The sequence below is a fragment of the Synechococcus sp. 'PEA 65AY6A-5F PE A' genome (assembly GCF_047462575.1).
GTDB lineage: Bacteria > Cyanobacteriota > Cyanobacteriia > Thermostichales > Thermostichaceae > Thermostichus.
On the sequence record NZ_JAOALE010000014.1, the window covers coordinates 1 to 21166 of the forward strand.

The 21166-nt window shown below is 60.9% G+C and carries 22 protein-coding genes and 1 tRNA gene; 15 read left to right on the plus strand and 8 right to left on the minus strand.

The features are described from left to right. Positions 1–148: 148 nt before the first annotated feature. Both lpxC and GG26_RS06450 read right to left on the minus strand, forming a co-directional pair. Complete coding sequence (lpxC, locus tag GG26_RS06445; protein ID WP_414389492.1) at positions 149–1060, minus strand: UDP-3-O-acyl-N-acetylglucosamine deacetylase; 912 nt, start codon at positions 1058–1060, stop codon at positions 149–151. 6 nt (positions 1061–1066) lie between these two features. Further along, positions 1067–1642, minus strand: coding sequence for a hypothetical protein (locus GG26_RS06450; RefSeq protein WP_011430773.1), 576 nt, complete (start codon positions 1640–1642; stop codon positions 1067–1069). A 66-nt stretch (positions 1643–1708) separates the two neighbouring features. Between GG26_RS06450 and GG26_RS06455 the strand changes: the two genes are divergently transcribed. Next, a complete protein-coding gene (locus GG26_RS06455; RefSeq protein ID WP_414389494.1) occupies positions 1709–2518 on the plus strand; it encodes an RNA methyltransferase in 810 nt (269 codons plus the stop codon). A gap of 105 nt (positions 2519–2623) precedes the next feature. On the opposite strand, the gene GG26_RS06460 is transcribed toward GG26_RS06455, so the two are convergent. Next, positions 2624–2708, minus strand: a tRNA-Ser gene (locus tag GG26_RS06460). A gap of 124 nt (positions 2709–2832) precedes the next feature. On the opposite strand from GG26_RS06460, the gene GG26_RS06465 reads away from it, so the two are divergent. From GG26_RS06465 to GG26_RS06480, 4 genes are read left to right on the plus strand one after another with little or no spacing between them, the layout of a single operon-like run. Then, positions 2833–3396, plus strand: coding sequence for a hypothetical protein (locus GG26_RS06465; RefSeq protein WP_011430771.1), 564 nt, complete (start codon positions 2833–2835; stop codon positions 3394–3396). Positions 3397–3399: 3 nt separating this feature from the next. Further along, a complete protein-coding gene (locus GG26_RS06470; RefSeq protein WP_099813044.1) occupies positions 3400–3837 on the plus strand; it encodes an SRPBCC family protein in 438 nt (145 codons plus the stop codon). Positions 3838–3874: 37 nt separating this feature from the next. After that, positions 3875–4456, plus strand: coding sequence for a peroxiredoxin family protein (locus tag GG26_RS06475; RefSeq protein ID WP_011430769.1), 582 nt, complete (start codon positions 3875–3877; stop codon positions 4454–4456). Between the two features lie 37 nt (positions 4457–4493). After that, positions 4494–6152: an ABC1 kinase family protein gene (locus tag GG26_RS06480; protein ID WP_011430768.1), complete on the plus strand. Its 1659-nt coding sequence runs from the start codon at positions 4494–4496 to the stop codon at positions 6150–6152. A gap of 534 nt (positions 6153–6686) precedes the next feature. Here GG26_RS06480 and GG26_RS06485 read toward each other — a convergent pair. Together GG26_RS06485 and GG26_RS06490 are read right to left on the minus strand one after the other, a co-directional pair. After that, the gene (locus GG26_RS06485; protein ID WP_414389498.1) at positions 6687–8108 is read right to left on the minus strand and encodes an FGGY-family carbohydrate kinase; all 1422 of its coding nucleotides are present in this window, start codon (positions 8106–8108) and stop codon (positions 6687–6689) included. Between the two features lie 159 nt (positions 8109–8267). Further along, a complete protein-coding gene (locus GG26_RS06490) occupies positions 8268–8753 on the minus strand; it encodes a 2Fe-2S iron-sulfur cluster-binding protein (protein WP_099813046.1) in 486 nt (161 codons plus the stop codon). A 179-nt stretch (positions 8754–8932) separates the two neighbouring features. On the opposite strand from GG26_RS06490, the gene ylqF reads away from it, so the two are divergent. The 7 genes from ylqF to GG26_RS06525 all read left to right on the plus strand — a co-directional run bounded on the left by ylqF (position 8933) and on the right by GG26_RS06525 (position 16676). Continuing rightward, positions 8933–9802 carry a ribosome biogenesis GTPase YlqF gene (gene ylqF, locus GG26_RS06495; protein ID WP_099813047.1) on the plus strand — a complete coding sequence of 290 codons (870 nt, stop codon included), beginning with the start codon at positions 8933–8935 and terminating at the stop codon, positions 9800–9802. Positions 9803–10019: 217 nt separating this feature from the next. Next, positions 10020–12302, plus strand: coding sequence for a RelA/SpoT family protein (locus tag GG26_RS06500; RefSeq protein ID WP_099813048.1), 2283 nt, complete (start codon positions 10020–10022; stop codon positions 12300–12302). A gap of 94 nt (positions 12303–12396) precedes the next feature. Then, the gene (gene psbP / locus GG26_RS06505) at positions 12397–12981 is read left to right on the plus strand and encodes a photosystem II reaction center PsbP (protein WP_071813523.1); all 585 of its coding nucleotides are present in this window, start codon (positions 12397–12399) and stop codon (positions 12979–12981) included. 217 nt (positions 12982–13198) lie between these two features. Further along, positions 13199–13993 carry a 3',5'-cyclic-AMP phosphodiesterase gene (gene cpdA / locus GG26_RS06510; RefSeq protein ID WP_041438436.1) on the plus strand — a complete coding sequence of 265 codons (795 nt, stop codon included), beginning with the start codon at positions 13199–13201 and terminating at the stop codon, positions 13991–13993. Between the two features lie 134 nt (positions 13994–14127). Beyond that, positions 14128–15282 (plus strand): homocysteine biosynthesis protein, encoded by a 1155-nt coding sequence (locus GG26_RS06515; RefSeq protein ID WP_011430761.1) that lies wholly within the window; start codon positions 14128–14130, stop codon positions 15280–15282. A 143-nt stretch (positions 15283–15425) separates the two neighbouring features. Continuing rightward, the gene (locus tag GG26_RS06520; protein ID WP_011430760.1) at positions 15426–15950 is read left to right on the plus strand and encodes a thermonuclease family protein; all 525 of its coding nucleotides are present in this window, start codon (positions 15426–15428) and stop codon (positions 15948–15950) included. 57 nt (positions 15951–16007) lie between these two features. Further along, positions 16008–16676: a cofactor assembly of complex C subunit B gene (locus GG26_RS06525; RefSeq protein ID WP_011430759.1), complete on the plus strand. Its 669-nt coding sequence runs from the start codon at positions 16008–16010 to the stop codon at positions 16674–16676. Between the two features lie 38 nt (positions 16677–16714). Here the strand turns inward: GG26_RS06525 and bchI are convergent, their stop codons facing one another. Continuing rightward, positions 16715–17773 carry a magnesium chelatase ATPase subunit I gene (gene bchI / locus GG26_RS06530; protein ID WP_011430756.1) on the minus strand — a complete coding sequence of 353 codons (1059 nt, stop codon included), beginning with the start codon at positions 17771–17773 and terminating at the stop codon, positions 16715–16717. Positions 17774–18112: 339 nt separating this feature from the next. Between bchI and GG26_RS06535 the strand changes: the two genes are divergently transcribed. Both GG26_RS06535 and GG26_RS06540 read left to right on the plus strand, forming a co-directional pair. Next, complete coding sequence (locus tag GG26_RS06535; RefSeq protein WP_011430755.1) at positions 18113–18526, plus strand: DUF4168 domain-containing protein; 414 nt, start codon at positions 18113–18115, stop codon at positions 18524–18526. 111 nt (positions 18527–18637) lie between these two features. Then, complete coding sequence (locus GG26_RS06540; protein ID WP_414389506.1) at positions 18638–19177, plus strand: DUF3611 family protein; 540 nt, start codon at positions 18638–18640, stop codon at positions 19175–19177. Between the two features lie 164 nt (positions 19178–19341). On the opposite strand, the gene GG26_RS06545 is transcribed toward GG26_RS06540, so the two are convergent. After that, entirely contained in the window at positions 19342–19479 is a 138-nt protein-coding gene (locus GG26_RS06545) for a photosystem II reaction center protein K (RefSeq protein WP_011430753.1), read from the minus strand. 125 nt (positions 19480–19604) lie between these two features. Then, positions 19605–19850 carry a photosystem I reaction center subunit PsaK gene (psaK, locus tag GG26_RS06550; RefSeq protein ID WP_011430752.1) on the minus strand — a complete coding sequence of 82 codons (246 nt, stop codon included), beginning with the start codon at positions 19848–19850 and terminating at the stop codon, positions 19605–19607. Between the two features lie 340 nt (positions 19851–20190). Here psaK and GG26_RS06555 point away from each other — a divergent pair, with 340 nt between their 5' ends. Continuing rightward, positions 20191–21165: a fatty acid desaturase gene (locus tag GG26_RS06555; RefSeq protein WP_011430751.1), complete on the plus strand. Its 975-nt coding sequence runs from the start codon at positions 20191–20193 to the stop codon at positions 21163–21165. Position 21166 lies beyond the last annotated feature (1 nt).

A 21166-nucleotide genomic window follows, 5' to 3' on the forward strand; every position in this document is an offset into this window, starting at 1 on the left:
AGCGGGGCTTCCAGGACTACGTCCCGCTAGCGCGAACGGCGGATTAGCTAAAGCCCGCATGGGCGGGCATTGAACCCAAAGCAAGGCCGCACAGAGAAATTGCAGCAGGCCAGGAACTTTTCACCCATCCCAGCAGCCGGGATCCCCCTCAAAACGAAGAGCGAGATTCCACCCCACCGAGGCAAAGGGGATCCCTTGCTTGCTCTTGAGCTGGCTCCACCTGCAGGGATCCACTCTTGAGCAACTGCTCAGCCAAACGGTGGTGGAGGGCGTGGCCCGCCTTGTAGGCCACAATGTGCCCCTGCAAGCGGCAGCCCAACAAGCTGAGATCTCCTAGTAAATCTACCAGCTTATGGCGCACTGGCTCATCCGGGAAGCGCAACGGCCCCAACCACTCGGTTTTGCTGCAGACGATAGCATTTTCCAAGCTGCCCCCCTGAATCAGCCCCTGTTGGCGGGCCAGCTCCGCATCCTGTTGGCGGGCGAAGGTGCGGGCCGGGGCAATGGATTGGACAAAGTCCGCCCTGTTCTCCCGCCAGCTCAGCCACTGTTGGCCGATAGGGCAGTCGGCAAAATCGATGCCATAGGTAAAGCGAAACCCGGGGTAGGGCACGGCGCTGACAAAGGCTTCCCCTGCCCAGACCGTGACCGGCTCCTGGATCACCCCCAGCAGGGCCGGCTGCTCCTGGGCCAGGATCCCGGCTTGGGCAACGGCCTCCACAAAGGGCAGGGCGGAGCCATCCAGAATCGGCAGCTCCGGCCCCTCCACCTCGATGCGGCAGTTGTCGATGCCCAGCACGTAAAGAGCGGCCAACAAGTGTTCCACCGTCTGCACCTGGACAGGGGGGGATCCCTGCTGTAGACGGGTGCAGAGAGCGGCAGGGGCCAGGGATCCCAACCGAGCGGGGATGGGAGGGGAGCCCGGCTGATCCACCCGCACAAAGACTCGACCGCTGCTGGCAGGGGCCGGATGCAGGCTACAGCGAACCGGCAGGCCGGTGTGCAGGCCCACCCCCTCTAGGGAAATAGAGCTGGCCAAGGTGTGTTGTTGTTCTCTCATAGGTCTCTATGGCCAACGCTCTTGGCCCCGGTCGAAAACGCGATAGTAGAGTTCCCGATAGCCAACGCGCAGGCTGCTGCTGGCGTCTGCCAATTTGCCTTTGCGACTGCCGTAGGCGCTGAACACCTCGTAAGTATCTCCCTCAAAGAAAAACGAGGAGACATCGGAAACCTCTTCCCCCCCCAACAACTGCCAACGCCCCCCCCGAAATCGCAGCCGGTAGTGGGCCCTGTCCAAGCTACCGGAGGGGCGGTCGATGGCGGCGTCGATGCGGCCCTCGTACTCCGGCGGCTCGGCTCCTGCTATGGGTCGAACCTCGACGGAGATATCGCGGTAACGGCAGTTGGGGCGGCTGCACAGGCGGATCGAGCGCATGGCCTCGGCAATGGCTTCCAGCCGCTGTCGCGCCTCGGCCAGAGAAAAGTGCTCCGCACCGCTATCGCGAACGAGCTGGGGCGACACCTGAGTCGGCTCTGCTGCTGGGGAGAGCGACGAATGGGCAGCCAAGGCTGGGGATCCCCAGCAGCACCCCAGCAGCAATAGGCACATCCAACTCAGCCAACGGCGGTAGGCGGATCCCATCGGCGCAATCTATGACAAGATCTAACTCCTCTACTTTAGGGGATCCCTATCTGCGATTTCTGAGCAATGCCGGCATCGTCCAACTGGGCTCAGGAGCGATTGGCGCAGGTACGCCTTGTGTTAGTGCGGCCAGCAGGGCCGCGCAATCTCGGGGCCATTGCCCGCGTGATGAAAAACATGGGCCTGCAGCAGTGGGTGTTGGTGGATCCCCAATGCGATCCCCTCGACGCAGAAGCAGTCACCATGGCCGTGCATGCGACGGACTTGCTCCGCCAAGCCCGGCAGGTGCCAACCTTAGCCGAGGCCCTTCAGGGATGTGTGCAGGTATTCGGGACAGCAGGCCGCCGCGAGCCCTACCCGCCCGAATGGCAAATTCAGTCTCCCCGCCAGGCTTTCCCGGAGCTGCTGGCTGCCGGCCCTGCCGCTCTGGTGTTTGGCCCTGAAGATCGGGGCTTGAGCAACGAAGAGCTGGCCCTCTGCCATCGCCAGATCCAGATCCCCACCGATCCGGCCTACCCTTCCCTGAACTTGGCCCAGGCAGTGGGCATCTGTTGCTACGAGCTGCGCACCCTCCTCTGCCAGAATCTTCCCCCGCCAGTGACCAGCTCTGGGATCTCAAAGCCGGCTCCCTTCGAGCTGCTGGAGGGTTTTTTCGGCCACCTGGAGGCGCTGTTGCTGCAAATTGGCTACCTGCACCCCCACACCGCTCGCCGCAAGATGCTCAAGCTGCGCGCCCTCTTTCACCGCGCCGGCCTGACCGTGTCCGAGGTGGCCCTGTTACGCGGGATCCTGCGACAACTCCAGTGGAGCCAAAAATCTTCTCCTCGAGAACCCCCAAAAAAAGAGGATCCTCATCCTGCTGAGAGTGGATCCTAGCTGCCGCGGCCTCTGGCCGGCTGCCTCTGAAAACAAACCTCTGGGAACTGAGACAAGGGAATCCAGCTAGGTCTGGATGGTCTCCCTGCGGCAAACTTGATTTGACGGAGAGGGTGGGATTCGAACCCACGGTGGCTTGCGCCACGACAGTTTTCAAGACTGCTTCCTTAAACCACTCGGACACCTCTCCAGAACCTATCTTAGGCTGTGCAGTTGCCGCTTGTGCAGCTCGAGGGGTCCTGCTATCCCTGCTAACGGGTTGTGGGGAGGAATGGGGATCCGCTATAACCCACTGAGGGATCCCTGGCTATGCGATGAGAGGACATTTTTGCCCAGGTCAGGTGCAACTTCTGGCTTGGCTGTCGCTAGCGTTGTTGGCTGCCTGTCGCCCTTGGCCAGACGCATCTCCTTCCGAAGCTGCCCCCCCGGATCCGGTGCTGCGCCACATCGGCGAAGATGGCACCCATTTTGAGGCTTCCGTGGGCGATACCCGCGCTCTCCCTCCCCACTTCCCGCACCAGTTGCGCTTGCCCGACGCCACCGTCATCTCTTCGGGGCAAATTTGGGATCAGGAAGGAGGGCTTGCCTCCCTGATTTTGCAGACCTCTCAACCTCTCTCGGAGATCGCCGCCTACTACCGCCGCACCCTCTGGGGCCGGGGCTGGGATCTCCTCTCCGATCTCGAGCAGGCCGGCGGCATCCGCACACTGGTGTTCGAGTCTCCCCCTCGCCCCGACAGGCCGCCCCAGCAGGCGGTCATCCAAGTGGGATCCCCCCGCCGCGGGCCGGATCAGGTGGAGTATCGCGATATCCTGATTTTGCTGAGTACCGTCGTCCCTGGCGGCGAAGCGCAGCCTGCCGCTGCAGCCGCTCCCTAGAGCATGCCCGTCTATACTCAAGCGATTGAAATTGCCGCTGGCGTGGCCCAGGTGGAGCGCTGTCTAATCGATCCAGCGCTGATGCGGCGCTGGCTCAACCCCCTGTTGGGCTGTGAGGCGCTGGGATCCCCCACTGGGCAACTGGGCAGCCGCTACCGCTTTTTCCTGCGCCTGCCGCTGGTTTCCCCCAGCCTAGACTGCGTGATCGCCGAGCGGGCCGAGGGCCTGGTGCAGTGGCAGTTTGAGGGTTTTTTTCAGGGCACCGACCGCTGGGAATGTTGCCCCCAGCCGCTGGGAACGCTATTGGTAAACCGCTTTGAGTTTTGCATCCCCAACCCTTGGGTGGCGGCAGGGTTCTATCTGGTGGCAGCGGAGCTGACCCGGCACGACATGCGGGCACAACTGCGACGGCTAAAGGCAGTGGCCGAGGCTTTGGGTTAGGCTGGTGGCAGGTAGTAAAGAAACGTAAAAAATGGCAATGACCAGCAACAGCAGCCTGTTCAACCGTCGCTTTTTCGACAACTTCATCCCCCAGCCGGCCAACAGCCCTCTGCAGATTGGCGAGCTGGCCCCTGACTTTGAGCTGCCCAATGTGCACGGGGATCCCGTGCGCCTGTCGGACTACCGCGGCCAAAAGCCGGTGGTTCTGGCCTTTACCCGCATCTTTACAGAAAAGCTCTTCTGCCCCTTCTGCTACCCCCACATCCAGGAGCTGAAGGCCCGCTACGAGGAGATCCGGGCTCTGGGAGCAGAGCTGCTGATGGTTACCAGCACCGACCCGGTGCAAAGCCAACAGATCCAAGCCGACCTGGAACTGCCCTATCCGCTGCTGGTGGATCCGGAGTGCAAAACCTTTCGGCTCTACGGCGTCGGCCAAGCCCTGGGGGCGCCCCTGCCAGGCCAGTTCATCGTGGATCGCGAAGGGAGGCTGCGCTATAAGCACCTCTTCTCCTTTGCCGAGCCCAACGCCAGCACCGACGAGGTGCTGCGGGTCTTGCGAGAAGGGCTAGCCAGCGGCTGGGATGGAACCCGCCGGGTGGCTCCCGTGCCCTTTTTCTAAGCCTTCCTAGGCAAGCCCGGAAGAGGAGAGGAAAGAGGTGGTCTTTGCGCGGCTGGCCCAGAATAGCGCCCGTCAGGCGGAGATCCTAGAAGTAGTCCTGCGCCACGGCTGGGACTACATGCGGCGCTTGCTCTCTTTGGGCAAGGCGGAAGAGCCGCAACTGCCACCACCCCTGGTGCTGCGCAACATCCTGGTGGATCTGGGGCCGGTCTATGTGAAGCTGGGCCAGTTGCTGAGCACCCGCCCCGACCTGCTGCCGCGGGAGTATATCGAGGCCCTCAGCACCCTGCAGAGCAATGTGCCCCCCGTGCCCTGGAACGCGGTGGAGATCCTGCTGCGCCAGCAGTTGCGAAAGCCGCTGGAACAGGTATTCAGCAGCCTCGACACGGAAGCGGTGGCGGCGGGATCCATTGCCCAGGTCCATCGCGCCCATCTCGTCAGCGGCGAAGCGGTGGCCCTCAAGATCCAGCGGCCCGGCGTGGAGGCAATAGTAGAGCGGGATACAAGGCTCATCCGCAGCATTGCTGAATTGGTGGCGCAAACAGAATTTGGCCGGCTGGCAGACGTGGTGGCCTTGGCGGATGAGTTTTGCCGGGCCATTCAGGCGGAGCTGGACTTTACCCAGGAAGCCCGCCACACGGAGCAGCTGCGGCAACGCCTGCAGGCTGGCCGTTGGTTTGATCCCAACCAACTGGTGGTGCCGCGCGTCTATTGGGCTCTTACCACCCCCAAGGTGCTGACCCTGGAGTGGATCGAAGGAAAGCCACTCCTGGAGGCGGATCGCAGCGACGCCGAGCCGCAGCAGCTTGCCCGCCTGCTCACCCGCGCCTTTTTCCAGCAGATCTGCATCGACGGCTACTTCCACGCCGATCCCCACCCCGGCAACTTGTTCTATTTGGGATCCGGTCGCGTAGCCCTCTTGGACTGCGGCATGATTGGGCGGCTGGATCCGCGCACGCAGCAGATTGTGCTGGAGCTGATTTTGGCCATCGTCAGCCTGGATGCCCAGCGCTGTGCCGAACTCACCCTGGAGCTGGCCCTGCCGGAAAGCCCCAGGGGCCGCTTGCGGGATCCCGCCGTCAGCCTGGCCCAGTTGCAGCGGGAATACGAGCGTCTTTTGCGGCAGTACTACACCCTAACTGTGGCCGAGCTGGATTTTAGCCAGCTTTTCTCCGAGATCCTGCAAGCAGCGCGGCGCAACCAGATCCGCATCCCCGGCAACCTGGGGCTGTGCGCCAAGGCCCTGGCCAATCTGGAAGGGATCGCCCGCCAGCTCACCCCAGACTACAATCTGCCGGAGCAAATTCGCCCCCTGATGGCGGACGTGTTTCGGCAGCAGTTGCTGGGGGAAGCTCCCCTACCCTCGCTGCTGCGCACAGCCTTGGACCTGAAAAACCTCTCGCTGCAGTCGCCGCGGCAATTGGAAGTGCTGCTTAGCCGCATCACCTCGGAAACCCAACGCTGGAACCTCACCATCCAAGAGCTGGAAGACCTCCGCATCAGCCTGGATCAGTCGGCCAACCGCCTCTCCTACAGCATCCTGGTCGGATCCCTGATTATCGGCGCCGCCATCATCTCGGCGCAAACCCAGCGCTTCCAGGTCTTCTGGCTGAGCGAGCTGCTTTTTGGCGCCGCCAGCCTCTTGGGACTGTGGCTCATCCTCAGCATCCTCCGCTCCGGTCGCCTGCGCAATTAGCCCCTAGCTCGGACTTGCCAGGGATCCCGATCCTAGCCATGTTGCCAAAAGCACATAAAAACGGTATCAACGCTTTTGCGAGCGCCTCGCCAAAACCCGCAAAAGCCGATTTTTTCGTTGACCCGCTCGATGCCTTGCGCCACAAGGCTTTCAGGCCTCTCACCCCTCCTCTGCAAGGCCTTTTTTTGCCCTCTTCAACCGACCCCCTCGCAAATAGGCCTTGCATTCCTTGCCCCGCTTGGGTTTAATAAGGGTAGAGTTCCCCCTTCGGGGGGATCCCTAGAAATTGGAAACACACGAGGGTCAAAGATTCCAACCCACCGTGTAGCATGGTGTTCCCCCTTCGGGGGGATCCCTAGAAATTGGAAACGTTTCCTTCAACAACCAGCCCAGACAGCTGTGGTACTTGTTCCCCCTTCGGGGGGATCCCTAGAAATTGGAAACTTCAGGCGAAACTGAACGGGGCAGCCCACGAACACTTTCAGGTTCCCCCTTCGGGAGGATCCCTAGAAATTGGAAACAAAAGAAAACCTGCTACCCAGTGAGTAGCGGGTTAGTGGCTCTCCCTTCAGGGAATCTCCAGAAATTAGGAAGGCGGCTAAGGAACTCCGAGTAGATCTCGGTATAGGCCTTGACCCACTCGGGATCGGGCTGGATGAGGCGTTCCACCTGCACCAGCCGATCGGCAGCCTGCTGCACCGAGCAGCACCAATAGGCCGAGGCGGCCAGGACAGCTGCCCCTACGGCGGCCTCGGGGTGCTTGACCACTGCTAAGGGGCGGGCAAGGAGGCTGGCGCGCAGGCGCAGCCACAGAGGGCTTTTGCAGCCGCCGCCGGTGGTCAACAGCGTTCCCTCTATGGGGATCCCGTGGGCGGCCAAGGTCTCCAGCCCCAGCCGCTCCACCATTGCCACCCCTTCCAAGAGAGCTGCATAGAAGCGAGGGGATCCCACTTCCGCCTGGGGCAAGAAGCCGGCAAATTCACTATCCAGGATGGGAAAACGCTCGCCGGGTCGGCAGAGGGGATAGCTGACCAAGCCCGTGGGCAGATGGGCTTCCGCCTGCCGATCCAGGGCAGCAAAGTTGCCGCCGGGGAAGAAGTGGGGCAAGACCCCGCCGCCGCAGAAGGAGGCTGCTCCTGGCCACCAACTGGTTCGGTCGGGGTGCAGATGGGAGTAGAGGCTTTGCGTTTGCACGGGATAGGACTCCGTCCCGCTCACGCGAACAGCACTGTTGGCCTTGAAGATGAGGGTTGTGCCCAGGCTGGTGGCAACCTGCCCCAAGCGAGTAGCCCCTGCGGCCAACTGTCCGGCGCAGCCATCGGTGATCCCGGCAGCAATCAGCACCTCTGGCCCCAGCTCCCACTCCGCCCGCACCGTTCCCAGAACCGTTCCTGGCGCCACCACCTCAGGAAAGCGCTTGGGGTCGAGGCCATGGCGAGACAGCCACTCCCGCGGCCACGTGTAGGTTTCCAGGTCGAAGCCGCTTTTTAGGGCATGGGTGTGATCGGTTACCCGCCGGCGGCCTCCCAGTTGGCTTAGGAGAAAGTCCGCCGGGTGGGCCAAGTAGCTGTCCCGGTAGCGGTCGGGATGGGCTTCTGCCCACCACAGCCAGCGGCTGAGCCCCCAACTGGCCGGGATCCCCAAGCGCCGGGCCTGGGCCTGTCCCCGCAGGTCGGAATACAGCCAGGCCTGATCCAGCGGCATGCCCCGCCCGTCTACCGGCAAAACCGTGCCAGAGGTGCTACAGGCACTGAGGGCAACGATGGCGTAGCGATCCCCCAGTTGGGTCTTCAGGTGTGCCAGCAGCGTCTTCAGGGTGCGCAGCCAGCGGCCCGGGTTGGTTTCCGGTGGATCCCAGGAGCGCTCGCTTTTGCCCACTATCTCGCCTGCCTCCGAGAGGGCCACCACCCGCATCCCCGAAGTACCCAGGTCGATCCCAAGAAACACAGGGTTCATAAGGACTTGCTAGCAGAGTAAACTACCCGGCTCCGACCGCCCCCCTTCCCCCCAACCCCCCGTATACGGGGCGCAGGGGGGCGGGGGGATTGAGGGGGGTACGGTGCGGGGCTGCTGCGGTTTCTAGCTGAACTAGCGCGAAGAGCTTCCCTCAAATGGCTAAAAATCTCGGCTGCTGAGGGCCAAGGCCTCTTGGATATCCAGATCCAAATTCTTCACCGACTCCAGCACCGAGCGCGTAATCAGCTTGCCCGCTTGCACCAAAACGGCGCCAGTTACTGGGTGCAAAAGGGGCTGCTCCGCCCGCCGCCCAATCAACACCTCGATATCCTTAAAAGCGTTGATGTACATCCCCACCGGCAACTCCACCACCACCCCTTCCCCCAGAACCCGCGCTTGACAAGCTAGGCGGGAATTGGTCTTACGAGTGGTGATCACCTCCAAGGTGCGCTGCTCCCGGGGGGTCATGGCCGAGAGCGATTCCATCCCCTCTTTTACATACACATGACAGGTGGCGCAGAGGCCGCGCCCGCCGCACTCTTTCAAGACATTCAGCTCTTCCCGCAACAGCACCGAGAGCAAGTTGCTGTTGGTGGCCACTTCCGACACCTGAGCAATGGGATCCAACCGCACCCGCTTGACCATTGTCTCTCCTTCGTTGTTACATCCCTTAACGTTAGCTTGTCCTGGCAAGGGATCCTAGTCACACCTATACTGTATTATTTTTTACTCGCTCTGGGATTGGGAAGGAGCGGGCTGGGCAGGCTAAAGTAGATCCTGTCCTTGTTTGGGTAGCCGTCGAGCTTTTCCAAGGTTTTGGCGGCATGAGCTCTCCGCCCATCCAGTGGTATCCCGGCCATGTGGCCAAGGCCATTGGCCAGTTGCGGGAACAATTGCGGCTGGTGGACGTGGCAATTGAAGTGGTGGACGCGCGGATCCCGCTGGCCAGCCGTCACCCTGAGCTGGACAAGTGGCTGGGGGAAAAACCTCGCCTCTTGGCGCTTAACCGAGCCGATTCCATTGCGGCAAGGGATCTCAAAGCGTGGCAGGAGCATTTTTCGCAGCAAGGGATCCCGGTCTATCCCACCAACGGCCAATCGGGAGAAGGGGTGCCCCGCCTCAAGCAAGCCATCTTACAGATGGGGCAAGCGGTAAACGAGCGGCGGCAACGGCGGGGCATGCGGCCGCGGGCTGTCCGGGCCGTGGTGGTGGGCTTTCCCAATGTGGGCAAGTCTGCCTTGTTGAATCGACTTTTGGGACGGCGAGCCGTCGAGAGCGCCGCGCGCCCTGGGGTAACCCGGCAACTGCAGTGGGTACGGCTGGGAGGGGAGTTGGACTTGCTGGACTCGCCGGGCATCCTCCCGCCTTCGCTGCCGGATCAACAGGCAGCCTCCCTGCTGGCCATCTGTGATGACATCGGCGCCGCAGCCTACGATCCTGAGCAGGTGGCCGCCTACTTCGTGGATCAACTGCTGCAGGTGCAGCCCCAGGCCCAAGCCCTGCTGCAACAGCGCTACGGCTGGCCCGACCCGATCCCCCCTGGCAGCGTGGCAGTGCAAGATCTCGCAGAGCGGCGGTATCGAGGGGATGCCGAACGAGCGGCAAGGCAAATTCTCAACGACTATCGCAAGGGATGGCTAGGGCCTCTAGCTTTGCAACTCCCCCTAGCTGCTAGCCCTCCAGCAAGAGGCTAGTCCACTAGATTTTGGTATATCTTGCTCCGGAATGCTGCAAAGTGAGGGATAGGATAGGCGCAGAGCGTTAAGCTTTTCCCTGCACTTAGGGGCAGGTTTATTGCGCAGCTTTTTTCTTCAACCTGCCTGCAGGCGGCTTGAATCAAGGATAAGCTGTAAGGAACTCCAGTGATCGATACTAGAGGTAGCAGTTAAACCATCCTTTTTGCGGACTCCCATGGGTCAGCCTGCTGTTGCCACCAGCTTAGAAGGAGGCTTTGACCTAAATAGCCTGGATTTTGAGGTGCCGGGATGGCTGCGGGCTTTGCTTTCAGGCGCTGAAGATCTCGGCGATGGGCTGCGATCCTACACGGCGGAAGAGGCAGATTTGCTGCGCCGGGCCTTCGAGTTTGCCTACTGTTTGCACAAGGGCCAAAAGCGGAAATCAGGGGATCCCTACATCGCCCATCCGGTGGCCGTGGCCAGCCTGTTGCGGGAGTTGGGGGGTGACGCCGTTACCGTAGCTGCTGGCCTTCTGCACGATGTTGTCGAAGATACGGAAGTTACCCTGGAGGCCCTAGAGGCCGAATTTGGCCCTGAGGTTCGCCTGCTGGTGGAGGGGGTAACCAAGCTTTCTCAGTTTAATTTCTCCAGCAAAACGGAGCAGCAAGCAGAAAACTTCCGCCGCATGTTTGTGGCCATGGCCAAGGATATCCGGGTCATTGTGGTCAAGTTGGCGGATCGCTTGCACAACATGCGCACGCTGCAATATCTGCCCCCCCACAAGCAAAAACAGATTGCAGCCGAAACTATGGAGATCTTCGCCCCCTTGGCCAACCGGCTGGGGATCTGGCATTTCAAGTGGGAACTGGAAGACTTGGCCTTTAAGTACCTGGACTACGAAGCCTATCGCCAGATTCAAGAGCTGGTCAACGCCAAGCGTAGCGAGCGAGAGGCAGAGATCCAAGCGTTTATTGAAGAGCTGCGGAAGCACCTCATTCAAGGGGGGCTAGAGCACTTTGAGATTAGCGGGCGGCCCAAGCACCTGTACGGCATCTACCGCAAGATGCAGCAGCAGCGCAAAGAATTTCACGAGATCTACGATCTCCTGGCCGTGCGGGTTATCGTGCAAACCGTGAGCGAATGCTACCGGGTGCTGGCGGTCGTTCACAACTGTTTTCGCCCCATTCCGGGTCGTTTCAAAGACTACATTGGCTTGCCCAAGGCCAACCGCTACCAATCTTTGCATACGGCTGTGATCGGCCTACAGGGCCGACCGGTGGAGGTGCAGATCCGCACCGAAGAGATGCACCGCGTGGCCGAATACGGCATTGCCGCCCACTGGAAGTACAAAGAAGCCGGCAGCACCCCCGTAAAGCCCGAGGAAGAGCGCTTTACCTGGCTGCGGCAACTGTTGGAGTGGCAAAACGACCTCAAGGACGACAAAGAATACCTGGACACCATTCGCGAGAACCTATTTGAGAGCGAGGTTTACGTCTTTACGCCCAAAGGAGACTTGCTGGCCCTGCCCCAGGGATCCTGCCCGGTGGACTTTGCCTATCGCATTCACTCTGAAATTGGGGATCACTGTGCCGGGGCGCGGGTGAACAACAAGATCGTGCCCTTGAATACCCGCCTGCGCAATGGCGACATTGTCCAAATCATCACCCACAAGAACGCCCACCCCAGCCTGGACTGGATCAATTTTGTAGCCACCAGCTCGGCCCGCAACCGCATTCGCCAATGGTTTAAGCGCTGCAATCGCGAGCAAAACATCGCCCGGGGCCGGGACTTGCTGGAGCGGGAGCTGGGCAAAACGGGGTTCGATGCGCTGCTCAAGTCGGAGCGGATGCAAAAGGTGGCCGAGAAGCTCAACTACACCAGCGTGGACGACCTGCTGGCGGCGCTGGGCTATGGAGAGGTCACCCCCACGCAGGTGCTCCATCGGCTGCAGGAGGTGAGCAAGCCGGCAGTCTCTCCCCCGCCAGAGGAGGGATCCCTTGAGGAAGCCAAGCTGCTGCTGCCGCGGGCCGATGGGAGCCGAGGTTCCAGCCGATCCCAATCTCCCATCCTGGGGGTGGAGGGTCTGAAACACCAGTTGGCCAAATGTTGCAACCCGCTGCCAGGGGATCCCATCCTGGGCGTGGTTACCCGCTTCAAGGGTATCACCATTCATCATCGCGATTGTCCGCGGGTGGCTCAGGTTCCGGGCGAGCGGCTGGTGCCGGTGCGCTGGAACGAGGAGCAATTACGGCAGAGCACCCAGATCTACCCTGTGGAACTGCGCCTGGAGGTCATTGACCGCGTTGGCGTGCTGCGGGACATCCTTTCCCGTCTTTCGGATCAGAGCATTAATGTGCGCAATGCCAGGGTGCAGACCTTTGCCAACCGTACGGCTCTGATCGATCTCTGTATTGATGTGCGGGACAAAAAACAGCTCGACCAAGTTCAGAGTCAATTGCGCCAGCTCTCGGATGTGCTGGTGTTGCGCTCCCGCCACTACCAGAACGGATCCCGCTGAAGAACTTCTAGGGTCTTTTTTTCGCTGGTTCGAGAGGAGGCGCCCATATTAGGATGATTGAGATGGGTAACCAATCTGAGCGGAGGATCCCGGCATGTCAGCAGCACAAGGTGGGCATCTTGCCCGATTCGGACAGCGGCTCTCTGGGGTGTTGTTACTGCTCTGTGTTTGCCTCAGCTTGCTCACCGGTGCCTGCTCCGCAGGCTCTAACTTGCGCGCCTACAGGGATCCTGGCGGAGCCTTTGCCTTTGCCTATCCCAACGGCATGGTGGCAGTGAACTTGGGGCCAGGGAAAGGGCCAGCGGTGCTTCTGCGCGACTTGGTCTACGAGACGGAGAACGTCAGCCTGATGATTGCCCCCTTTGATAAGGGAGAGACGATTGCCGATCTGGGTGGCCCGGACGAGGTGGGGCAATTGGTGGCGGAGAAGATCATCGCCCCGGAAGGCTCTGGTCGCTCGACCAAGCTGTTGGCCGCCGAAGCTTTTGAGCGGCAAGGCCGGCCCTACTACCTGTTTGAGTACCAAACCGATATCGGATCCCAGCTCCGCCACGAGGTAGTGACGGTAACCGTGCGCCACCATCGCCTCTATACTCTGACTGCCTCCACCCAAGAATCCCGCTGGCCGCAGGTGCAGGCTGCCTTCAGGAATGTGGGCCATTCTTTGAATGTCTCTTAAGACTTTTCTCCAAGATTTTTTGAGAATCTTAGCTGCTCTAGGAAGCCTCAGCCAAGGCAGGCCTGATTGCAGAAATTGCATCAATGCCCAATCCATATAAAGGTTGTACCAATTGAGATCGATTTGGCTCTTCAGATCCCAGGCGAGACATCTGCTGCTAAAACGGTAATGTTTTAAATCTGCAGAGATGGGCTTCTATCCCCCTTCAGTCTGGTCTATGACCGTATACGTGGTTCAGATCAGCGACCTGCATCTGTTTGCCAAGCCGCACCAGCGGCTGTTGGGGGTGGACACGGAGACCTCTTTCCTGCAGGTGCAAAAGGCCATTGCCGCCTTGGATCCCTTGCCCGATCTGCTGCTGCTCACCGGGGATCTCGCCCAGGATGGCAGCGCCGCCGCCTATGCCCGTTTGCGGGAGCATCTGCGAGCTCTTCCCATCGACACCTATTGGCTGGCGGGAAACCACGATCGCCTTCATAACATGAACTCAGAGCTCTGCGCCGAGCGAGTACACCGGGAGAAAAGCTTCAGCCGAGAGAACTGGAGCTTTATTTTGTTGAACTCTCTGGTGCCGGGCAAAGACAGCGGCTACCTAACGGATGGCGCCTTGCTGTGGCTCCGCCAGGAGCTGCAGCGCAGCCAGGCTGCCCAGAACCATGTTCTCTTGGCCCTGCATCACCCCCCCTTCTCGGTGGATTCCGACTGGCTGGATCAGAGTGCCCTGCAGCAGCCGGAGCGGCTGTTTCAGGTTTTGGACGAGTTCGACCACATTCGCCTGGTGATCTTCGGCCACATCCACCAAGACCTGCACCGCCGCCGGCAGGGGGTCGATTACTTTGCCTGTCCCTCCACCTGTGTGCAATTTCGCCCCAAAAGCTCTCGGTTTAGCCTGGACGTGATCCCCCCGGCCCTGAGGCAGATATGGCTGGAGCAGGATGGCAGCTTCAAAACCCAGGTGCAACGGGTGGAAGCCGCCCTGCAAATGCCCAACCTAGCTCTGAAAGGGTACTGAAAGATCCCCCTCTCAGCCGACGGCAACCCTCCCCCCTCGAGCGCCTTTGGGCTCTCTAAGCTATTGATATTGATTGGCGCTGTGGCCCCTCTGGGAGGGAGATCTACCCAGACCCTTGCCATCTTTTGAAGGCGATGGAAAGAACTCTAGAAGAAATTAACCGGCGCATTGCCAAAGGCCAGGTGCGGGTGTGGACGGCCCTGGAAGCCAAGGCCAAGCTGGCCACCCTCAGCCTTGAGGAGGCCTTTGAGCAGGTGGATGTGGTAACCACGGGCACCTTTGAGCCGATGGAGTCGTCGGGGGCCATCCTCAACCTGGGCCATACGGATCCGCCGATCAAGATTCGCCAGGCTTGGCTAAATGGGGTGCCCGCCTATGCCGGCTTTGGCGCCGTGGATCTTTACCTAGGGGCAGCCCAGCCCAGCGAGCAAGCCGATCACCCCTACGGGGGCGGCCACGTTATCGCCGATCTGGTGGCCGGCAAGCGGGTGCACCTGCGGGCTGTTGGCCAGGTAACCGACTGCTATCCCCGCGCTGACTACGAGACCACCCTGACGCGGGATCAGCTCAACCAGTTCTACCTGTTCAACCCCCGCAACGCCTACCAAAACTTCATTGTCGGCGTCAACGGCGGGGATCGGCCCCTGTACACCTATTTGGGCCTGCTGGAGCCGCACCTGGGCAATGCCGTCTATTCCAATCCAGGTGAGCTCTCCCCCCTCCTCAACGACCCCCTCCTGCGCCGGGTGGGGATCGGCAGCCGCATCTTTCTGGGGGGCGGCATCGGCTACATCGCCTGGGAAGGCACCCAACACTTCCCGCGGCAAAAACGGCTGCCCAACCAAACCCCCATCGGCCCTGCCGCCACCTTGGCCCTCATTGGCGACGCCAAACAGATGCAAGCCGAATGGGTGCGGGGCTGCTACTTCCGCAACTACGGCCCCAGCTTGATGTTGGGGGTTGGGATCCCCATCCCCATCCTTTCCCCCGCCGATCTGGAGCCCATCGCCATCCGGGATGAGGAGCTGGTGGCGCCGGTGATCGACTTTTCCATCCCCCGGCGGGTGCGCCCCACCTTTGGCCTGGTGAGCTATGCCCAGCTCAAATCCGGCCACATCACCCTCAACGGCCGCAAGGTGCGCACCGCTCCCCTGGCCAGCCTGCGCCGCTCGATGCAAGTTGCTGAGATCCTCAAACAATGGATTGTAAGCGGTCAGTTTACGCTCACCCAGCCGGTTGCTCCCCTATCCTTGGATCGGGAGTTTCTCGCCCAGAACCCCCACCCATAGTAGGAATCCCCATCTCCCAAACCGGCCATCGGATCCCTGGCAAGGAGTTGTCTTCCAGGCAGTTGCCGCTACCATTACGCCTTAGGTGTTGCCGACAAACGCTCCCTGGGGGAGGGGAGCCGCTATCCGCAAGGGGGAAAGACATGTTCCGGCGTATTGCTGTTGGCTCTGCGGTGTTGGGATGGCTCTTGGCCCTGCCCGGCCACGGCTTTGGGGAGCGGCGGGTCGTGCCCGATACCCCCTTCTACTTCGACAACCACTACTTTGATCGCTACCCGGATGCAGTGGTGGTGAGCGTGGTCAACGGTGACACGCTGGTGGTGCAGGTCGAAGGGGAACAGAAATTGCGCCTCATCCGCCTGGCCGGGATCCAAGGTCTTAGCCCGGAGGAGGATCCCTTTTACCAGCAAGCAATTGAGCTGATGCGGGAGCGCATCCTGCACCGCACCGTCAAGCTGGAAGGGGATAAGCTGCTGCGCAATGTGGATGCCACCGGCTTGGTGGAGGCCTACGTCTGGCTGGAGGGCCAGCAGATGAACGCTATGCTGGTGCGCAACGGCCTGGCCCGCATCGCTCCCTACAGCCACAACATCAAATACGACAGCTACTTCGGTGGCCTGCAAAAAAGAGCCCGCCAAGAGCGCCTCGGCATCTGGAGCCGCCTCTGACGCCTTGGATAGCTCTAGACTGGGTTTACTGGGCACTCTGAGAGACGTCTGCCTGCTTTGAGGGTTAAATCCACTCCGGCTTCCCGGGATCCCAATCGCTGGCTGAGGCGGCTGCCTTTGGTGACCGGCCTTCTGGGCAGCGTCCTTGTGCTGGCCAATCGCCTGCTGTTTACGCCGGAGTTGCTGGCCAGCCAGTCCCGCTCCGACGCCTTGGGGATCCTCCTCAGCGCTGTTTTGATCTTGACCGGCCTGCTGTGGCAGCAGATCCAGCCGCGTCCTCCCCAGGCTGCCCCCCTGCAGGGAAGTCCAGGTTGCGACTGGCACCCGGATCTGTCCGAGAGGGAAAAACTGGAGCTGGCCTGGGCTTCCCACACCCTGCTCAGCACCACCGCCGCCCGCACCGTGGTGATCTGGGTGGAGGGGCGCACCCTGCTGCAGCGGGGGATCCTGGCCAGCCCCGGCCACTTGCCCTCCCTGCAGCTTCAGGGCACCCTGCAGCAGGTATTGGAGACACGTCAGCCCCTCTACCTGGGGGATCTGAGATTTTTCCCCGCCCGCGCCGAGTTCGACGGCCTGTTGCCCCCCGGATCCCAGGCAGTTCTCTGCCAGCCCATCGGCCAGAGGGGATGCCTCATTTTGGGCAGCGACAGGCCGCGCAGCTTCAGCCGCCAGGAGCGGGCCTGGGTTGCCGCCATCGCCGACAAACTGGAAGCCCTATTTGCCTAGCTCCCCTCTCCCAGGGGGAGAGGGGCTGGGGGTGAGAGCTAAGCGGCGCTCTCCAGGCTCACCTGAAACACCTCGCTAAAGGCCTTCTCGACCTTGTAGCCGGAGTCGATGGTTTCCAGCGGATCCTTGCGCAGGCGGTGGCGCAAACACAAGCTGATGACCCGGCGAATATCGGCAACGGTGACCTCGCTGCGCCCCTCCAGAGCTGCCAACGCCTTGGCTGCCCGGTTGGTGACGATATCGCCCCGCAGCCCATCCACCTCCAGCGCCGCACACACGCCGGAGATCTTCAGGCGCAACTCAGGATCCACCATCACAGTCGGCAAGAGGTGCTGGGCCTTTTCAATGCGCTCCCGCAGGCGCTGCTGGGCCTCGGCGTATTTGGCCAGAAAAGCCTGGGGGTCGGCGTCGAACTGGCTGCGCTCCTCCACGATCTGCACTCGCAGGGCCGGATCCCGCACCGTCTCGATGCGGACAAACATGCCGAAGCGATCCAAGAGTTGGGGCCGCAATTCTCCCTCTTCAGGGTTGCCGGATCCCACCAGGACAAAGCGGGCCGGGTGGCGAATGGAAATCCCTTCCCGCTCCACCGTGTTCCAGCCAGAGGCCGCCGCATCCAGCAAGACATCCACCAGGTGGTCGTCCAGGAGGTTGACCTCGTCCACGTAGAGGATGCCGCGGTTGGCCTTGGCCAAGAGCCCCGGCTCAAAAGCCTTCACCCCCTGAGACAAGGCGCGCTCGATGTCGAGAGTGCCGCAGACCCGGTCTTCCGTGGCTCCCAGGGGCAGATCCACCATCGGCACCTGGATCCAGGTGGTTTCCAGGGTTTCCCCCGCCTGCAGGCGCTCCCACACCTGGTCGCTCATCAGATCCCGCTGCCGCGGGTGGCTGTTGAACGGATCCCCCTTGACAACCTCGATCTGGGGCAGCAGATCGGCCAAGGCGCGGATGGTGGTGGACTTGCCCGTGCCGCGATCCCCCATGATCAGCACCCCGCCGATGCGGGGATCGATGACGTTGAGGAGCAGGGCCAACTTCATCTCCTCCTGGCCGACAATGGCGGTAAACGGGAAAACCGGGCGACGTTCCAAGTTCATAGAGGCAACAACGAGCATCTACCCCCATTATCCCAGAGGCCACTCCCCCTGGGCCGTCGAGATGGGCAGGAAAGAGATGGAAAGGCCGCACCAGGAACCTCAAGGCCGCTTTTCGGTCAAATAAAAAGCAGGCTCTGGGATCCCTGGCCTTTTGCCGGGAAAAACAGATAGCATCAGAGCCTATACCCGGAGTGGGTTGAAGCTGGGTAAAGGCGAGAGCTACACCAAAGTAGGGAGGATCCCAAAAGCGCCAGCAACCCTGTTGAAGACCAGTTATCGGGTGGGGAGATAGCAGCGGTGTCAGGTCAAGCAAGTCGGAGACGGTGGACAGCATTCTCCATGCCCAACTTGGCCCAAAAAGGGCTGGTGGGCCTGATCTGGGCCTGTACTTGGATCCCTGTCTTGGGCATTTCCCTTGCCGTAGCCCAAACCCCGGCCACCTCTCTGGTTTTGACCGATGAACAGGTCGCCAAGTACGCCCGCATCGTCCTGGAGATGGAGCCCCACCGACAACAGGCCCAGCAGCGCTCCCAGGCCACCGCGGATCCCGCCAGCAAAGATCAAATCCGGCGGGAGTTCATTCGCACCGCCACCGAGATCATCACCCGCCACGGCATGACCGTGCCCGAATACAACCGCATTACCTTGTGGATTCGCTCCGAAGAAGGCAAAACCCTCCGACATCGCATCGAAGCCGAAATCCTGCGCCTGCAAAGCGGGGATCCCAGCGTGAGCCCTAGCCCCAAACCCTAACCCCCCTTGGATCCCCTGCAGCGCTTTGGCCTGGATGTGACGGAGGACGGAAGATAGCGGTAGGCTGGAAGCGGAGGTCAGTGCTCGTCCGTAGAGAGCGGGGGGAGAGCGATGAACGAGCCTATGTCGCCGTCAGTACGGGTGGCTGTCGAGCGCATGAAGTCTCGCTTGCGCCTGACGCGCCGCTTCGGGCTCTGGTTTCAGGCGGTTCTGGGGGCAACAGCTCTGCTGCTCTGGCTGGGATTTTTGGTTGGCCAGAATACCCTCTATCGCGACGACTCGACGGGGGCCTTTATCGCCTTCTGGTTTACCCTGTTTACCCTTCTAACCCTGGCAGCCGGTCTCTTCTTTAACTGGCGCTACCTGCTCCAGGCGGAGCGCCGCTCAGTATCCGCCGCTACCCCAAGCCAGTTGGATCTGCCCAAGCAGTTGCAATGGGTTACCTATGTCAGCCTGACCGGCGCTTTCTTGGCCCTCATCGCTATGGAGGCGCAGGTGGGAGAGCTGCTGGTGCGGCTGTTTACCCGCACGCTGAGCACCCAGACGGCAGGAGTGCTGCTGCTGGCTGCCAATATCAACGTTACCTTTGCCCACTTCGTCTGCTTGGCAGGGGTGCTCTGGATTACCGGCGCCCTCGACCGCGAGCCCTGAACCCCAGCCAGCCAGTCTCAGCTTTGCAAGGCAGAGAATCAGGCCTGCGGCGCAGCGGCCTGCCCCAAACCTGCCCCAACTAAAACTACCCCCCCGCCAGAACAAGAGGGGTAAGCAAAAGCAGTCCCAAAGTCCGTAGTTGCCAATCGCAGATTCCGAGGGCTTCACTTAAAGCCCACCGCCGCCTGCCAAACAAAAGCCAGCAGGAAAAACAAAACGGGGATAATCGGCAAAATGTCGATCAGGGGATCGAACAACTCATAGCCTTCTGGCAAAGCCGCCAGGAGCATCATCGCAGGCATGACAACAAACCTCGACAAGAAGGAAGTGGAGCTGGAGAAACTGCTCTTTTTCAGGATTGATAGAGAGTTTAACATTGCCGGGCGGAGATTCCCGCTAAGGTCAAGAAATGTAAACGGAAAATGCCTCAGAGAACCCCCATATTGGAGAGGCCCAAGATCACCCCCACGCCCAGCAGATGGCCGAAGCTGGCGACCCCCAGCACTTCCGGCCAGGTCATCCCCAACACAGGCCCGGTTTCTGAAGCCACACCCGAAGAGGACTTGAAGCTTAGGTAGGCCAGCCCTGTGCAGAGCAGGATAATCACCGCGCTCAGGGGAGACCAAGGGCTGGTTTGGGCAGTCATAGCCAACGGCGCAACAATGGGCAGCATGGTTTTCCTCCTCAGCTCAGGTTAACCGCCCCCTAGATTACCCCCATTCCGCAACTCCCAAAGGGATCCCCACATGAATTGCAACAGAGGCCGCAACAAAACCTCACACTGTGGCTTCTTCTGGCCTCATGGCCGATCTACCCCTCGCCGGGAACGGTCGAGACGGGCTGGAGTTGGCAAGAAAAATCCGGCCTGGGCCAACGAGGGGAGCAGCTCTCTGCCGTATACTAACGAAAGTTAACAAATTGTTCTCTTCCCCCGCTTTTGAGGTGATGACCTGGCTTTGTTGCCTTAATCCATCCTCACCGTCTGCGCTGTGCACACCCAAGGATGGCTGCCGATGACTGCTGCTGCGACTCCGCAACCGGATCCCAAGCCTTTTGCGTTACCCCGTGAGCTGTTGGGGCCGCCGCCAGAATTTTGGAATCCCACCCTGCTGATGTTTTTGGCGGCGGTGGCGCTTTCGGCCTCTTGCTTTGGCGGGTACGCCTTTTGGCATTGGCCCCGCTGGCTGGTGTTTTGGCTGAATTTTGTCGCCCTGTATGTTCTGGGCACAGTGATCCACGATGCCTCGCACGGCTCGGCCCACCGCAACCGCTTTTTAAACGAGGCGCTGGGCCATGGCTCTGCCCTGTTACAGGGCTTTGTCTATCCGGTCTTTAAGCGGGTGCACATGCAACACCATGCCCACGTCAACCATCCCGAAGACGATCCCGATCACTATGTGTCTACGGGCGGGCCGCTGTGGCTAATTGCGCCGCGCTTTTTCTACCATGAGGTGTTTTTCTTCAAGCGGCAGCTCTGGCGCAAAGGTCGCTGGGATCTGCTGCAATGGGGGCTGAGTCGGCTGGTGGTGATCCTAACGTTTGCGCTGGCCATTCACTTTGGCTACACCGACTACATCATGAACTATTGGCTGCCCCCCGCCTTTATTATGGGCTTCTTGTTGGGCCTGTTTTTCGACTATCTGCCCCATCGCCCTTTTCAATCCCAAGAGCGGTGGTACAACGCCAGGGTTTACCCTGGCTGGCTGACCAATATTCTGCTGCTGGGGCAAAACTATCACTTGATCCACCATCTCTGGCCCTCGGTTCCCTGGTACAAGTATCAGGCGGCCTACTGGGCGGCCAAACCTGAGCTGGACGCGCGTAACTGCCAGCAAACGCTGGGGATCTGGGAGAGAGGGGAGTTTTGGAGCTTTTTGTACGACGCGCTGATTGGCCTGCACTGGCACAAGCCCAACGGGCCAACCCGTTCCGCTGCGCCAGCCGATCCAGAATCTGCGGGATCCGCTGCGGATCTGAGGCTTAGTTAAC

What these genes read in the sequence shown, in the direction of transcription:
- lpxC (WP_414389492.1), bottom strand. Translation starts at nt 1,060, where the DNA reads ATGAGAGAACAACAACACACCTTGGCCAGCTCTATTTCCCTAGAGGGG.
- GG26_RS06450 (WP_011430773.1), bottom strand. Translation starts at nt 1,642, where the DNA reads ATGGGATCCGCCTACCGCCGTTGGCTGAGTTGGATGTGCCTATTGCTG.
- GG26_RS06455 (WP_414389494.1), top strand. Translation starts at nt 1,709, where the DNA reads ATGCCGGCATCGTCCAACTGGGCTCAGGAGCGATTGGCGCAGGTACGC.
- GG26_RS06465 (WP_011430771.1), top strand. Translation starts at nt 2,833, where the DNA reads ATGAGAGGACATTTTTGCCCAGGTCAGGTGCAACTTCTGGCTTGGCTG.
- GG26_RS06470 (WP_099813044.1), top strand. Translation starts at nt 3,400, where the DNA reads ATGCCCGTCTATACTCAAGCGATTGAAATTGCCGCTGGCGTGGCCCAG.
- GG26_RS06475 (WP_011430769.1), top strand. Translation starts at nt 3,875, where the DNA reads ATGACCAGCAACAGCAGCCTGTTCAACCGTCGCTTTTTCGACAACTTC.
- GG26_RS06485 (WP_414389498.1), bottom strand. Translation starts at nt 8,108, where the DNA reads ATGAACCCTGTGTTTCTTGGGATCGACCTGGGTACTTCGGGGATGCGG.
- GG26_RS06490 (WP_099813046.1), bottom strand. Translation starts at nt 8,753, where the DNA reads ATGGTCAAGCGGGTGCGGTTGGATCCCATTGCTCAGGTGTCGGAAGTG.
- ylqF (WP_099813047.1), top strand. Translation starts at nt 8,933, where the DNA reads ATGAGCTCTCCGCCCATCCAGTGGTATCCCGGCCATGTGGCCAAGGCC.
- GG26_RS06500 (WP_099813048.1), top strand. Translation starts at nt 10,020, where the DNA reads ATGGGTCAGCCTGCTGTTGCCACCAGCTTAGAAGGAGGCTTTGACCTA.
- psbP (WP_071813523.1), top strand. Translation starts at nt 12,397, where the DNA reads ATGTCAGCAGCACAAGGTGGGCATCTTGCCCGATTCGGACAGCGGCTC.
- cpdA (WP_041438436.1), top strand. Translation starts at nt 13,199, where the DNA reads ATGACCGTATACGTGGTTCAGATCAGCGACCTGCATCTGTTTGCCAAG.
- GG26_RS06515 (WP_011430761.1), top strand. Translation starts at nt 14,128, where the DNA reads ATGGAAAGAACTCTAGAAGAAATTAACCGGCGCATTGCCAAAGGCCAG.
- GG26_RS06520 (WP_011430760.1), top strand. Translation starts at nt 15,426, where the DNA reads ATGTTCCGGCGTATTGCTGTTGGCTCTGCGGTGTTGGGATGGCTCTTG.
- bchI (WP_011430756.1), bottom strand. Translation starts at nt 17,773, where the DNA reads ATGAACTTGGAACGTCGCCCGGTTTTCCCGTTTACCGCCATTGTCGGC.
- GG26_RS06535 (WP_011430755.1), top strand. Translation starts at nt 18,113, where the DNA reads ATGCCCAACTTGGCCCAAAAAGGGCTGGTGGGCCTGATCTGGGCCTGT.
- GG26_RS06540 (WP_414389506.1), top strand. Translation starts at nt 18,638, where the DNA reads ATGAACGAGCCTATGTCGCCGTCAGTACGGGTGGCTGTCGAGCGCATG.
- GG26_RS06545 (WP_011430753.1), bottom strand. Translation starts at nt 19,479, where the DNA reads ATGCCTGCGATGATGCTCCTGGCGGCTTTGCCAGAAGGCTATGAGTTG.
- psaK (WP_011430752.1), bottom strand. Translation starts at nt 19,850, where the DNA reads ATGCTGCCCATTGTTGCGCCGTTGGCTATGACTGCCCAAACCAGCCCT.
- GG26_RS06555 (WP_011430751.1), top strand. Translation starts at nt 20,191, where the DNA reads ATGACTGCTGCTGCGACTCCGCAACCGGATCCCAAGCCTTTTGCGTTA.